At 30.6% G+C, this 15,333-nt stretch carries 14 protein-coding genes; all 14 read right to left on the minus strand.

What is annotated here, in order from left to right; translation table 11 throughout:
- Positions 1–134: 134 nt before the first annotated feature.
- Entirely contained in the window at positions 135–1,208 is a 1,074-nt protein-coding gene (locus FHK87_RS13480) for a family 16 glycoside hydrolase (protein ID WP_140593802.1), read from the minus strand.
- Between the two features lie 54 nt (positions 1,209–1,262).
- Positions 1,263–2,087 (minus strand): AraC family transcriptional regulator, encoded by an 825-nt coding sequence (locus tag FHK87_RS13485; RefSeq protein ID WP_140593967.1) that lies wholly within the window; start codon positions 2,085–2,087, stop codon positions 1,263–1,265.
- A gap of 447 nt (positions 2,088–2,534) precedes the next feature.
- Positions 2,535–3,602: a ribosome small subunit-dependent GTPase A gene (gene rsgA, locus FHK87_RS13490; protein ID WP_140593804.1), complete on the minus strand. Its 1,068-nt coding sequence runs from the start codon at positions 3,600–3,602 to the stop codon at positions 2,535–2,537.
- A gap of 400 nt (positions 3,603–4,002) precedes the next feature.
- The gene (locus FHK87_RS13495) at positions 4,003–4,668 is read right to left on the minus strand and encodes a hypothetical protein (RefSeq protein WP_140593806.1); all 666 of its coding nucleotides are present in this window, start codon (positions 4,666–4,668) and stop codon (positions 4,003–4,005) included.
- On the minus strand, positions 4,649–5,008 hold the full coding sequence (locus FHK87_RS13500) for an MmcQ/YjbR family DNA-binding protein (protein WP_140593808.1): 360 nt from the start codon (positions 5,006–5,008) through the stop codon (positions 4,649–4,651). The genes FHK87_RS13495 and FHK87_RS13500 overlap by 20 nt, the downstream gene beginning before the upstream one ends.
- A gap of 271 nt (positions 5,009–5,279) precedes the next feature.
- On the minus strand, positions 5,280–5,567 hold the full coding sequence (locus FHK87_RS13505) for a YciI family protein (protein ID WP_140593810.1): 288 nt from the start codon (positions 5,565–5,567) through the stop codon (positions 5,280–5,282).
- A 96-nt stretch (positions 5,568–5,663) separates the two neighbouring features.
- Entirely contained in the window at positions 5,664–6,872 is a 1,209-nt protein-coding gene (locus FHK87_RS13510; RefSeq protein WP_226294234.1) for a WG repeat-containing protein, read from the minus strand.
- Between the two features lie 823 nt (positions 6,873–7,695).
- Complete coding sequence (locus FHK87_RS13515) at positions 7,696–8,118, minus strand: hypothetical protein (protein ID WP_140593814.1); 423 nt, start codon at positions 8,116–8,118, stop codon at positions 7,696–7,698.
- Between the two features lie 277 nt (positions 8,119–8,395).
- Positions 8,396–9,874, minus strand: coding sequence for a nitrilase-related carbon-nitrogen hydrolase (locus FHK87_RS13520; protein WP_140593816.1), 1,479 nt, complete (start codon positions 9,872–9,874; stop codon positions 8,396–8,398).
- A 109-nt stretch (positions 9,875–9,983) separates the two neighbouring features.
- Entirely contained in the window at positions 9,984–10,745 is a 762-nt protein-coding gene (locus tag FHK87_RS13525) for a LytR/AlgR family response regulator transcription factor (protein WP_140593819.1), read from the minus strand.
- Between the two features lie 10 nt (positions 10,746–10,755).
- Entirely contained in the window at positions 10,756–11,811 is a 1,056-nt protein-coding gene (locus FHK87_RS13530; protein WP_140593821.1) for a sensor histidine kinase, read from the minus strand.
- Between the two features lie 321 nt (positions 11,812–12,132).
- Entirely contained in the window at positions 12,133–12,738 is a 606-nt protein-coding gene (locus FHK87_RS13535; protein ID WP_140593823.1) for a hypothetical protein, read from the minus strand.
- Positions 12,739–12,804: 66 nt separating this feature from the next.
- Positions 12,805–13,752 (minus strand): hypothetical protein, encoded by a 948-nt coding sequence (locus FHK87_RS13540; RefSeq protein WP_140593825.1) that lies wholly within the window; start codon positions 13,750–13,752, stop codon positions 12,805–12,807.
- Positions 13,753–14,210: 458 nt separating this feature from the next.
- Positions 14,211–15,299 (minus strand): serine hydrolase domain-containing protein, encoded by a 1,089-nt coding sequence (locus FHK87_RS13545; RefSeq protein ID WP_140593827.1) that lies wholly within the window; start codon positions 15,297–15,299, stop codon positions 14,211–14,213.
- Positions 15,300–15,333: the final 34 nt, after the last annotated feature.

The raw sequence follows: 15,333 nt of genomic DNA on the forward strand, positions 1-15,333 counted from the left end.
GTAATTGTTTTTTACGAGTCTTTACAACGATTTATGATATCACATAAAAGATATAGACTCTAAGATATTACTAAACAGTATAAAATAAACTAAATATTCCTTTACACTACATACGAATTGGATTGTAAAGCATATCATTTCAATTTACCCATCAATCCCCAACCGTTTGCTTTGTCTATAACAACACAATGTATTTTGTTGGTTCCTTTTTTGAGCGGTAAGTATATTGTGTTGACAGTATCTCCCATATGCCCCATGTATTGTTTTCCTTTGGCTCTAAAAGAATTATTCCCTGCAAAAAGAAGTTGACCATTTAGATACACAATTATTTTGTCACTATAATCAAATGAAAAAAGTTTTGTCTCTTCATTATCAGCATGAACAGTAGTAGAGGCTACAATATACTCCTCTACATTTTTTTCGAATTTACCGGAAGTAGATTTTTTGACATATTTAGAAATAAGTAAAAGTCCTGATGCTTCAGTTGCAACTGTGGTATATTTTTCTTCTAAAAAACTTTTAAAATCTAACTTTTCTGCTTCGTAAGGACGTGCTTTTGTGATATTCCATTTCGTAATCATTGCAGGATCAACAGCAATAGCGCTATCCTTTTCTGGCTTCTGTACTGTATCTTTAGGTGTGATTCTAAAGTTTGAAAACCTGTTGGAAAATAAAGCAAAAAGACCAATTTCTCCACCAGTTTGATCTGTTCTTAAATGGTCTACGGTCAGTGCTTTTTTATCATTTACAAAAATATCTGCACTTTGATTATGAACTTCAATTCGCAAAGTATTCCAACCTTTATTTGCAAAGGTTACCTGCGCCTGATATTCTTTAAATAGCTGCCAGTTTGATTCGTTATTAAAGATAGGGGTATATTGCACAGCATCTACCTGGCTGGATTTGTGCATTCTCATATACACTTCTTCCATATTATCATTTTGTTTTCTAAACGTGATCCCTGCAAAACTTCTGCTGGTATTGGCGTAAACATCTACTTCAATAGTTCCGTTTGTAAACTGTACATTTTTTACAGTAGCCCTATCTTTTTTTAAAAGCAATGTCTCTCTGTTATCAAATTTTTCAAATACAGCACCTTCAGGTACAACCCAATTGGTATCAAGCATATCGATTTTTACAGATGCCCCTTGTCCAGAAATGATTTGAATACTGAATATTACAATGATTGAACATAGAATTTTTGCCATGATTTTTTATTTGTAAATATCTAATTTCATCTCTTTTATCCTCATATCATTTTGTTAAAAAGTACTATCATTTTGGAAGTTTGCTCTATAAATAGTAGGATTAACACCTTCCATTTTTTTGAAAAACCTTGTCAAATTATTAGGCTCGCCAAAATGTAAAGCATACGCTATTTCTGCTATTGTTTTATTAGAATAACGAAGTTCTGTTTTTATTTCCTGTAGAAGTCTGTTGTTGATGATTTGTTTTGAAGTATGCCCGGTATGTGCTTTTACCATAGTATTTAGTTTATGCCGATCTGTTTGTAACAAATTGCAATAGTCATTTACCGAATGTAATCTGCGAATATTCTGTTCGAGTAATTCTTTGAATTTGTGAATTTGTGAGTTTGATCGTGTGTCAGGAGAAATATTATAGAATTTTGAATAAAACCGATTCAATTTTGATAATGAAAAATACAAAAGTGAGCGTATAATGTGTGAGCTATCATTTTGGTAATTATTTATCTCAGAAATGATCTCATTCAACGCATATTGAATAACGTTGTACTCTTCATTTTTTAGTTGTAAATATTGAGGTTGTTGAGCATTATAAAAGTATTGTAATCGATAGGCAAATAGTTTGTCATCAAAAAAATCAGATAAAAAATCATTTTGAAAAACAAGATGAAAACCTTTGACATCATCCATAGGAATATTACACGATTTTTTCTGAAACGGGCAGATAAAAAAAATACTATTCTCTGTAACTTTTAATGTCTCTCCATTTAATTCCATCACTCCTTTTGCTTTTTGAAAAATCATGATTTCAAAAAAATCACATGTATGTGGATCAGGATCAAAAAAAGCGTTAGGATTGTTTTCAAACGTATGTAAATCCATGAGTAGCTCAAAGCCATATTTTCTTTTTTCAAAAATAAATTTTCTCAAAATTCAATAATATCTTATTTGTTTTATCTGGTTGATAACAATTAATATAACTCTCCCTTAATTATTGCTTTAAGATTAAGTTTTTAATCGTGTGCGTTCCACTATTTATTTCTTTCTTGTTTATTTTGTAATAGAATTTTTCATTTTTCAAATTAATACCTGCTCTAATCACGCCTTCTACTCCTTTTTCAAAGAGAATGATAACATAAAATAAATTTGTTTTCTTTGGATTGACAGTGATTTGTAATTTGATTAATAAAGAAATGTATCTTCTTCTACATAATGATATAATGCTTCAAAACCATGGTATATTTTCATGATACTAAATCTTTTTTGTAGTATTAAATATACATATTACTCATGTATTATGAATAGTATCCATAATACATGAGTGCTATATTAGAATTTACTCGATTTTTTTAGATTTTTAAATTGCTTTACCATTTTTCCAAAGTTTTTATCCTTTTTGCGTTTTTCGGCAACGGTACTTTCAAAATGGTCTTTTTCTTTTTGCATTTTTAAGTAATTCTCATAGGAAGATTGATCAATTTCTCCAATGTCGACTGCCGCGATAACCGCACATCCAATCTCTATTGTATGTGTACAATCTTTAAATCTACACTGTTTAGAATATTCATAAATGGTTTCAAATGTTTTTTCTAAACCATAGGATCCACTTGCAATACCAATTTCTCTCATCCCGGGATTATCAATTATAATCCCACCATTATCAAGAAGTATCAGCTCACGATGTGTTGTTGTATGCTGACCTTTTTTGGAATGTTCACTAATATTTTTGGTTTTCATTAATGACGTGTTTGTAAGTATATTTACAAGTGTAGATTTTCCAACTCCCGAAGAACCCAAAAGACAGTAAGTCTTTCCTTTTGATATGATCTCTTTTAGTTGTTCGACACCTTGTTTTGATATACTACTTATTGCAAATATTGGTACAGCATTGATTCTTTTTTTGAGATCATCCATCAATGTATTGAGCGATAATTTATCAATCAAATCAATTTTATTAAGAATAATAAGAGGTTGAATGTTTGATGTATTACAAATAGTAAGATACCTTTCAATTCTATTGATATTAAAATCTCTGTCGACCGCTTGTACAATAAAAGCGTAATCTATATTTGTTGCGATAATCTGTATATCTCCCGATTGACCAACCGCTTGTCTTGCTAGCATTGAGCTACGAGGTAATACTTTGTGGATAATCGAGTTATAGGAATCATACATCACCAAAGCAACCCAATCTCCTACAGCCGGAAAATCTTCACGAGTATTTGCTGTATATCTTAAGTTTCCTGTTATTTCTGCTTCATATTCTCCTTGTACTGTTGTAACGATGTATCGTTCTTTATGCTCCAAAATAACTCTTCCGATTTCAAAGGCTTCTAAGTTGTTTTCTTTCTTTAGTGTTTCTATTTTATTGTTATATCCAAAATCTTCTAGTTTCATATATATATTATTTTAAACACCATAGTAAATACTTCTGATATTGATGCATACAGCCAAGCTGATTGAAATACAAAAGGTATCTACAATGTGGTATTTATTTGTAAAATGTAAAAAAGGTAATTACCCCTCAGAGGGTTATCTGAAGTAAAGAGTGATGATAGCCAAAAGAGATTGACTATCTTATTTTACAATATCCGAATATGATATTAAAGATGTATTGTACATAAAATTTTAATAGACTGTAAAGTTAAAAAATATCTTCAGTAAAAATTCTAATAAAAGATGTTTTTCGTTTTTCGTTTCATGAAAACATAAAGATTTACCTTTTTTAATTAGGTTCAAAAAGGTTCATACTAGGCTTTTTTTTATAAACTACGCATTTATGTTGTTGCTATTAGTGCTATGGGATATTATTTTCAAACTCAACTATTCCTCTTTTATCGATGAACATTAAGGCTTTATTAAAATCATTGAGCACCCAACAAGATAGATCATGATTTTCTTCGATCTTTAATTCAGAGAATTTTTGAGCCAATTGAATAGTATCAAACTTATGATAAATATTTCCCTCTCCGTTATAGTGTGTAAAATCAATACTTAATCTCTTATGTAGCGATTCAAAAACAACAGCGACTTCTTCATCTTTTAATTCTGGAAATTCAGTTGCTTTTTTTAATTGTAAGTTAATTTTGTCATCTAGATCATGAATAAACATTTGTTTTAGATGCTCTTGTGGTTTCCAATTGTTATCCAAACCGTACAAGATCACCTCTCTTATTGTTTTGGGTGTAACAATAGTTCTTTGATATAAACTCCAACTTGCTGCTATACCATTTTTATTAAAATTTAACACATAATTAGAGTGATAAGAAATATATCCTATTAGAACTTGCCCATTAATATCAGGAAGACCTATAATAAATCGTATGCCTCCATCCTCTCCTGTCACGTTATATTTATAAACAGTATCGTTTACAGTTATTGACCTAAATCCTTTTTTTGGTAATGTCATTCTTAATCGTTTCTCATTATAGGCTGGTGCGTTTTTAATCAATATTAATTTCATCTCTTATCTTTTTCGGAAGTTTTGCAACCACTAAACGATAAGAAATGTCTAACCATTCATAAAGTTGCTTGTCCGAAATTGTTCCGTCCATTTCAACTCTACACCAATGCTTTTTACTAAAATATGATGGTTCTTGAAGTGCTGGAAATGAAGCCCTAAGTTCATCTATTGTCTCGGGTTTGCATTTAATACTAAAGCTTGCAAATGTTGTAATATCCGTTCCCGTAAACATTTTACCATGTACTTTGAATACCAATACATTCGGTAACTTAGAGAATGGAATAGATTCTGTTACTCCCTTTTTTGATAAGCAATAAGTTCTAAATTCCTCTATATTCATAATGAAAGTCCTAATTTTTCTATTAATACTATTATGTTGTTCAAAATTTTATTAATAGCTTCTAGAGAAATTTTTCCTAAACCTATTTTATAGATTCTAATTTAATATCTGAAGCTAAATCATTTGGAAAATATTACCGCTTTCTGAGCCCTCATAAATTTCGTTTTAATAATACGCAATGGTCTTATATCACCATCAAATACAAAATTAAATTAGCGATTATTTTCGGATCAAGCACAAGCCTTAGCAATTCTGAGTAGATTCGTATTTTTTATTCCATCAAGAATTTGAGCTCGTCACAAGTTTTACTTGGCACGAATTCAGTTAGCTCATAACTCGCTAATTCATGTTTCTTGAACGGGTCTTTTTCAATAATTTTTTCCAATTCAGATTTCGATTTTATATTCGACAGAATTACTCCTCCAGTTCTTGGAATTTTTCGTCCTGATGCTAGAAAATGTCCTAATTTATACTGCTCATTAAGAAATTCAATATGTTCATTCAGAAATTGGTCAATTTTTTCCAGTTCAGTTTTATAAGTCAAGTTTATAATGAACATTTAAGTATTTGTTTTTCGTTTGTTTTTAAATTCAAAACTGCCTTTTACAGTTTTGAAAAAATAAAATTTTGATATTATTTAATTCCAAGAAGCACTTTATTTTTCTGGAACGGTATAGATTAATTCTCCTTTTTTGTTAATATAGTTTTTCTTTGGATTAGCATTTTTGTCGTAAACAGAAGCTATACCGTTATAAAATGGGGTCGCGCTAAAAAAACGTGGTTCTATGATGTAATTACCTTTCAAATCAATATAACCATATTCATATGTATATTCTCCTGTTTTCATACCTACAACAGCTACACCATCAATAAAAGGTTCAGCAACATCAAACTTCAAAGAAATAACCAGTTTTCCTTTATTATTTATGTATCCCCATTTTAAATCTCCATTTTTGTCATTTCCTTCTCTGACAGATACCGCAGCCAAACCTTCACTAAAACCATGAACATAATCATATAAAGGTGATATGACCCATTCTCCATTCTTATCTATAAAACCGATTTTCTTACTACGGTTTGTTGCAACTGCCATATTCTCTTGAAAATTTTTTAATTCATAAAAATCCAATGGTACAATAACATTATCTAAAGTATCTATAATTCCATTTTTAAAATATTTCTCATTAACTACAGCATAACCATTGATAAAAGGTGCTACTTCATAATATTTTAATGGGATTTTTTCATTGCCATGAGCATCAATAAATCCCCAAAGACCTTCTCTACTAACAGCAGCATATCCTTGAAAAAAATCTTCAACCCTGTCATATTTTGGTTCAACTAGATATTTTCCATTTTTATCTATAAAACCATATTTATCATTGACTTTTACTGCCGCAAAACCTTCTTTAAAAGCATTTGCCTCATCAAATATTGGTTTTATAATCTCCTTTCCTTTTGTATTTAAATATCCATATTTACGAGTATTTTCAAAACTTGAAAATGCAGCCATACCATCACTAAAATGAAAAACATAGTCATATTTTATAGGTATTACTACTTCTCCTTTTGTATTTACAAATCCGTATTTCCTGTTTAATCTTACAGAGGCTAGTCCATCAGTAAAATAACGTACCCTATCGTATATAAAACCTGTTATTTCTTCACCTTTTTCATTTATAAATCCATCATGACCATTAAATCCTACTCCAATAACACTATTAGAATAACCTTCAAAATCATTGTATATAGGTTCTATAATCATATTTCCGGAATAGTCAATAAAACCATAATTACCGTTAACTTCAATTGGTAATAATTTGTTTTCGTAATTTGTCTGACAGCTCAATAAAAATGAACTCAAAATAAATATAATTAATATTGGTTTATGCATTATTAAAATTCTTGTGGTAGTAAATTTAAATTTTTGTTTTTATTGTAGGCAACAACAAAATAAAGAACATACATATGTTATATTATATATCTGTTTATCTACAAATCTAGCAGAATTCTTAACCAAATTAAAATTGTATCCTGCTCCTTGAGTATCTATTCCTTTTAGTTACGTTCTTTATTAGTAGTGTTTTGTCGTTGGTGCATCTTATCGAAAAAGGAGATGAAAATTCAATTTGGTAAAAGAGTGAAGCTTATATACTGCTTCCTTAATGAAGTGACGTTTTAGAGGAGTTTTTTAGTATAGGTTCTATTTCTTTTAGTTTAATACGTAGTTCTTTTTCAAAAGATGGAATACTATCGAACTCAACTATTTCTTTCTCCCAATCTTTATAAACAGGAAATATCCCCTTAGATCTAGCACTAAACTTTGCTCTGAATTCATATATAATGTTAGCACCCGTTATGCTTCTCCATTTATATAGATAATTTCAAATTCAGATGTTTTCGTATTAATTTGTGCTTGCTAACGGTCTCTTATAACTGTCAGTTATGGGATAAAGTACACAAGCTTTTCGATTTGGAACAGGCGTTAGTAATCCCGAGTTGATTAGGACCTAGTCAAATCCGGCATAATTGCGGTTATACATTGTTGTACAACATTATTGGTTTTTCATCTATTTTGTTTAGTATAAGGAATAGTCCAAGTGCAAAAATTGAAACGCCTAATGCTGTATAAATCAAATTACCCAACAAAAAATATCCAATTCCCATAGAAACAGCTCCAATTGTTGTTAATAAGTAACCATAAGACTTGACTTTATAAAATTCAATGCGTGAAGAGAAAGTCCAATGAATAATAAAGATGGTCCAACATAGACAAAGGGAAAAGCAATTGAAGGTGTGTTTGCCAATTGATTAAAGAATTCATCCCGTCCATCATTATCAGTTCCAAAGCTCCACGAGATAAAGTCAATTGTGTTCAGTCCTATAAACGCTATCACTCCCAATTTTGTTAATATTGAAGCTACTTTTCCAAGTTTATTTTTAGGAAATATTTTATTGAAATTCAAAAGTAAGACAGCTCCAATTAAATTTAGCCAATGGGCAAAATCAATCGGTTTTTGTGAATGCGCAAACTCATTTCCTTTACTAAAAATCCAATAACTCATAACAAATAGTGAAAGTCCAATTATACAGATAGTTTTTAATTTCAATTTTTCGGTTTGTTTTAATGTTGCACAATAATTATATAAAGAACATATGTACATTATATTCTATATCTGTTTTTACAAATCTAGCAGAATTCTTAGCTAAATTAAAATGATATCCTGCTACTTGAGTATCTATTCCTTTTATTTACGTTCTTTATTAGTAATGTTTTTTAGTTAATACTAAAAAAGCATAGGGTTTCGTCATCAAGCTGCTCATCAATAACTTTAGGGTTGCTTGATTTCAATCCGTTGTTTTTAACAGCATCATTTAAACTACGTATTAATTCTTTTCTACTTTTTTCTTTTTAATTACTATAATGACCAAAATAAGTAAGAGTACACAAAACCCAATAAAGCTATCCCCTATTTTAGCATATATAGTAGTACCCCCTTTTGTTGGTACTTGCGTGATCATTACTTTACTAGTATCCGTAAAGTGGTTCATTTCACTAATTACTTTACCGGTATGGTCTGTTCCTACCGATACTCCATGACTTGTTTGTCGAATAAAATTAAAACCTTGTTCTAGAACTCTAAATCGTGCCATATTTGTGTGTATAAAACCAATTTCTTTCCAATCATTACTTGGTGATAATAGAATATCTGCGCCTTTAGCTTGTTTCAAATAATTAGGGAAATCCAAATCAAAGCAAATCGTTCCTGCAATCGTTCCGTACTCGGTTTCTATTTTTTGAATTCCCGTAATTTTATTATTACTTATCGGAGCCTCTGCACCGGGTACAGAAATACCTTTCCAATAATCCATAACTTTCTTTCCATTTTTGTCAAATACAACAAACTTATTCTCTAGATATTTAGCATTTGTATGATCAATTACAGCTACTGCTATCCCTAAATATATATTTTGATCCGCAGCTATTTGACTCGCTGTTTTATACAATTCATTTTCATCCTCTTTGAGTATTACACTATTACCTTCTGCCCAAAACACTATTTTTGCTCCGGCTTTTGCTTCTCTAATACTTCGTTCAAATAGGTTTTGATTTAATCTTGATGTATTTTTTCTTGTTTCTACTTTAACGTCATTTGTAGTCTCATGGTTATTTAGTCCCTTTATATCAATCCCAACAGCAAGATTATCTAAAGCAGAAATAGAAGCTACACGAATGGTTTCAGAATCAGGTTTTTGAAATTGAATACGATACCCACCATATAGTAAGGTTACTCCAAAAACAAGAGTATACATAAAAACTCCCTTTTTTACATTTCTCCATTCACTCCTTTGCTCATAAACCCAATTGCATACAGAAGCAAACCAAGTAATTAAAAATGTAATATATCCTAATCCAAAAACAGATATCGATTGTAACAACACATGCTGTGATTGTTGCGTATAGGCCAAGTGTCCCCAAGTACCGTAAGCATTGAGTTGATGATATACATACTCAATTACAACAGCACTAGCAGGAAAAATAAACGTGCTTAGAAATGAGTTTCGTCTTTTTGAAAAGAAAGAATCAATTAGATACGGTAATGAGGCAAATACGCTAAAAACAGCAGCAATACCAATTGATGCAGAAACCGGCAAAAAGGGCACCACATCAAAACCTATGTAATAGCTTGTCCCCAGTATCAAAAATGCAAATAAAAACCCTTGCCATCTCTTCAAAGTTCTAACTGCAAAAAGAAGCATCACAGTAGCAATCCAAATGGCAAAAAAAACTGAAAATTGACCGTTTGAGAATAGGAGAAATAATAATAAGATGGATACGAATATTATTTTTTTAGTATGTTTCATTTGTCTAAGTATTAAATTAATATTGGTGCAATATCAATGTAATCTACCTGTCCAAACAGTTGTTTTTGTTGAAGTATCGTTTAGGCTAGTTGAACTGTAACATACTATACTACTTGTTCATCCACTTTTTAAAATCACTTGTTTTGGGTCTACTTACAATAAATTCTTGATCCCTTGGGTGAGAAATAGAAAGTTTAACTCTATGATTGAAGTAAGGGTCTATTTTTTGAATGGAAGTTTTGGCTACAATTTGACTGCGATTGATCTTGTAGAATTTATTTTGATCCAGAGAGCTAAACAATTCGTCTAAAGTTTCTTCGATAATAAAACGTTTATCAGCAGTTACCCCAAAAGTGATACTATCTTCAGAATAGCAGTACAACAATTCTGAAACTTTAATTTGCACAAACCCGTTTCCTTCTTTAACCAACAGACCTTCTCTTTTTGGGGTTGCTTGCATACCTTGCATACCATTGAGCAGTTGTTTTAAAATAGTAGTATCTACTGTGGCGGGTTTGCTCGACCTGATAAATTTATCGAGCGCCCTATCCAAATCATCTTTTTGAATGGGTTTTAACAAATAATCGACGCTATTTACTCTAAATGCTTGTATCGCATATTGATCAAAAGCTGTTGTAAAAATAATCGGAGCCACTACCTCTATTTTTTGAAAAATTTCAAAACTCAATCCATCTGCCAATTGAATATCCATAAATACAAGATCAGGTATATTGTTTTTTTGAAACCATAGCACTGCGTCTTCAACTGTATCGATAATATCCAATAATTCAAACTCAAAGTCACAGGCTTTTAGCATAAGTTGTAATTGGTTTGCTGCTCGAGTCTCATCTTCAATGATTAAAATATTCATAGCTGTTCTTTTATTGTGGTTTCTTTAATAAAGGGAGAGAGACAGAGAATTGATGACCATCATTTACTATAATTACTGCAGTGTTAGAAATCAATCCATATCGCTTTTCAATATTTTTTAATCCAACTTTTGTCGAGGGAAGTTGGGTAGATTTTTTCTGAATTCGGTTGTTTACAACGATATAATCATCCTTGATATTAATATGAATTTCTAGTGGTTTTGCCCTCGAAATAATATTATGTTTGATTGCATTTTCTAATAACAGTTGTAAACTCATGGGAACAATCATAGTATTGAGTGCAGCTTCGGGAATATTCCAGTTCAATATCAAATTTGCCCCAAATCGTTCTGATTGTATATGGATATAGGCTTTGGCGAATTTTAACTCGTCCTTTAGTAAAATTAGATTAGCATTACCTGATTCTAAAAGAAAGCGATATATCTCTGATAGCTTATCGACAAATTGCTTGGCATCTTCTTTGGGGTTTTGGTCTATAATATCACGTAGCGTGTTGAGGGTATTGAAGAAAAAATGTGGTTGCGCCTGATTGCGAAGCGCATCAAGCTGCGCTTGTACAATGGCTTGCTTTGCTTGTTCTTCATCTCTAATCGATTGTTTAAGTTGCATAAAAAAATAAATGGCTTCATAGATGGCCATTATCATAATCGTAAGCAAAATTACAACCACTAATGATCTGGTTCTTTCTAGAAAATTATAACTAACATTCTCTAAGACTAGAGAAAATAGATAGATCCCAATAAAATCAACAACGATAACTGTAGTAGTAGTTGCTATAAAAAGAAACATAATACGCAGTACACTATCTTTTAGATTGGGATATTTTTTTCGTAAGCGAATCAGGATAGCTCTATTGATATACCAGTCACAGGTAGAAAAAAACAACGCTACGACCCAAGTAACAATGACTTCTAAGAGAGTAAGGCGATCAAAAGGGTTATTAAAGATATAAACGATAGAAACACTTAACATCAGAATCCCAATGACCGAAAACCAAAAGTCATTAAAACCAATATATTGTATATTTTTCTTTTTGTGTACTCCCATTTTTAATTCTATTGTAATATAACAAAATAGTATTTATATCATATCCAGTCTTTTTTAGACGTAATCGTTATCTTTTTCTAGAAATAATATGATATCATAATGGTGACAAATTTTAGATTTTTAGCTCATCTATAAAATGACATTGAGTTGAACTATCGTGAAATGGGGTTGAATTGTAAGAAATGTGTCTTGATTTCTATTTTTCCAGCGTGGTGTTTACTAGCTTATCCTTTTTGCAAGCATTGTGACTTATTAAAAATACGACAAAATCATTTGATTGATTACTTGGATATCATATAATAGGTATAGTATTACTTTAGTTTAATATTCTTTAAAAGTGTAATCCATGTTTATCATCTTAGATTTTGGTTTTTCAAACAAAGAACCATAAAAATCGATTTTCTGAAACAAGTTAAAGCTTTCATTCTCTTTTAGAGTTCCTTTTAATTCTGTTAAATATCTATCTCCTGAGGAGAATCTAAAATATTGAATAGTAATTGTATCATTATGGATAGCATATTTGCCTAGTGTTGAAATATGAGTTTTTTCTTTATCTATTGTCTTTAGGCCAAATTCGTATATTCTTTTCTCTAATTTTTTCTGAGCTATTTCAAGGCTTTTTTTGTCATCATATTTTAGTCCATCGAAGTAATTAGTAACATATACTTTGGAATTATCATAAAAAAGTATGCCTCTAATTATTTTTGTTAAAATACTATCAGTTGGATTAGCACCACTTCCGTTTGGGACCCAATTATAATATCTTTGAACTTCTGTTTCATAAAAATAATAGCCATTCTTTTTTATCAATTTATTTTGACTTTGAGGTGGATTAAATTTTTTAAACTTTCGTTTATTAAACGTAGTAGAAAAACAAGAAGTTAATAAAAAGGAAACAATAGGTATTATTATAATACGGTTAATCATTTTTTTAATTTTCGTTAAGATATATAGTTTACACTAAATCCGTTTTTAATCTTACTGATTATTCTTTTATTCCACTTTAATTTTCATCATTATATAAGATTCTAACCTATCGACATCAACAATCTTATTTGTAATCTCATCAAAATTGTTCAATTGGGTATTCATTACAAAATATATGTATCCGTTTAAAACATCAAAAGTGGTAGGTGTATTAAAATCCTCTGTGAATTCGATTATTTTCTTTCTTTCTATAATTTCAGATTCGGTTCTATCAAGAACAAATCGGTAAAATCCATTTTTTGACTGGTTTCTCCAACCGTTTACTATTCCGTATAGGTTTCCTTTATAAAATTTCAAACCGTCTATACCCGAATACTCCTCATTGGGTTTGTTTATTAATTTTTTTGATGCTGTTTTGACAACACAGATCCCTTTTGCTGAAGCTAGATATAGGTATTCGTCATTATCGGAAATGGTGATGCCATTGGAATTAGGGATTTCTGTAGAATCTATATAGACGTTAATATTTTTGCTTGGTCTTTGGATATTATAAATTTTATTGCTCTCTGAATCGGTAATAAAAATTTCATTAGTAGAACTAATTGCTAAATCATTCCAATAATGAAAATCTGAATTATCAAGTGAATATGAATCTATGAGGTCTCCAGAGGAGAGTTGCAAAAGTAAAAGAACTGATTTGTTTTTTCTTGCAGTTAGACTATTGCCCAATGCATATAGAGTGTCTCCTTTTATCGTCATTCCAAAACCTGCCAGATAGTTATGCTCACCGGTTTTTAGAAAATTTTCAGGATTACTTCCATCAACTGCACTATTTACTATCTTCTTGTTTTTCAGACTATTTAGATACACTTTTTTTGTCTTTTGATCTATTGCAATGCCTTCGGGAAATAAATCATGCTCAAAAGGCAATTCAATTAATTCAGTTTTTTGACCCGAACACGAGATTGCTAAGAATACAATCAAATAGATCAACGTTAATTTAAACTTGAACATTTTTTTAATGTTTTCAATTATTTTTTATCGGGATTCCCTTATTCGATCCAAGTATGTAAATCACAGAAATACTCTATTCTCAAAAATTGAGTACCTAGTTAAAAAGGAACAAAAAACCTTTTGCAGATTTCTCTTTAAATGCACCAAATAGTATACCTATACTGTATAATAAACTTAAGTAAGGCTAATGATAAATAATATTTTTGTGATTGATATTAAACCAAATATAAATATTTTGCTTTTATCATTTTTTGTAAACATCCACCAAAGGATTATACTTACCAAAATATAAAATAAATACCATTGTTGTAAATTTTATATTTGACAACTTAGCGAAGAAACATAGGTCTTCTGCTTAAGCTTAAAAGACCTATGTTTCTTATACATTGTTAGTAAATGTTTATTTTCTCTTTTGGTAATAGTCATTGTAACTATAACATTTAGCTATAGCTTATTGATTATTCGAACAAAATAGAAACAATATCAAAAATTAACGTTTCGGCGATTTCAGAAGCTTGATTAGACAATATAACTATAGTAGTATTTTGCGCTTCTGTAAACCTAAACATTTGGGCATAAAAGACACCATTTCCTCCATCGTGCCAATGAACTTTTGTTCCATCTTCTAACTCTTGTATTACCCAACCATAACCATAATAGGAATCTCCGCCAGCCTCTTCGAGTATATGTTTAAAAAGTAGCTTTTGTTTGGCTTCTTCATTTAGAATTTCATTAGTATTCAGTGCTTCATGCCACTTTCTCATATCTCGTGTACTAGATAGAATACCGCCATTTGCCTTAAGGTGCCAGTAAGGTCCTTCGTCAAACCATAAATCGCTACTATTGGGAACTCCAAAATCAGTACCTCCTTGATATCCATGAGCTATGTTTTCTGATTGAAATTCTGGTGATCGATATCCGGTTTTGTTCATTCCTGCCGGAAGCCATAAATTATCCTTTAAGTATTCTTCATAAGTTTGTCCTGATGTTTTTTCGATAAGAATTCCTAAAATACTGTATCCTACATTAGAGTATGCATACTTTTCTCCTGGAGAGAATTGTAGTTCTGACGAAAAAGTTTGCTCCAAAAACATTTCGGTATCCACAACTTCATAGTCTGAACCTATAGAACCAAGAAGCCCAGAAGAATGTGTAAGTAATTGATGTATAGTGATATTTTGTTTTTCTATCGGAACATTTTCTAAATAGGTATGTAAACTATCTTCTACAGATAGTTTACCTTGCATTTCTAATTTGAGAATTGCTGCTGCGGTAAATTGTTTGGTTATCGATCCAATATCAAAAATAGTATTTGGATCGTTTTTTTGATCTTCTGTCAGGTTCTTAAAACCATACCCATCATTGATAAGTATCTCATCGTCTTTTTTAATAAGAACACTACCATAAAAGCCATCTACTTCTTTTTTGTCGAGTAATTGCGTTAATTGAGCTTTTTGTGAACCTTCATTAGGGGATGGTGATTCATCGTCTTTTGAGCAACTTGTGATGAATAAGACTACTAGTACTGTTAAAAATGTGTGTTTCATTATTTTTATTTTTAGGCAAATCTAACAGAACATC

Origin of the sequence: Aquimarina algicola (genome assembly GCF_006443095.1) — a bacterium.
Taxonomy (GTDB): domain Bacteria; phylum Bacteroidota; class Bacteroidia; order Flavobacteriales; family Flavobacteriaceae; genus Aquimarina; species Aquimarina algicola.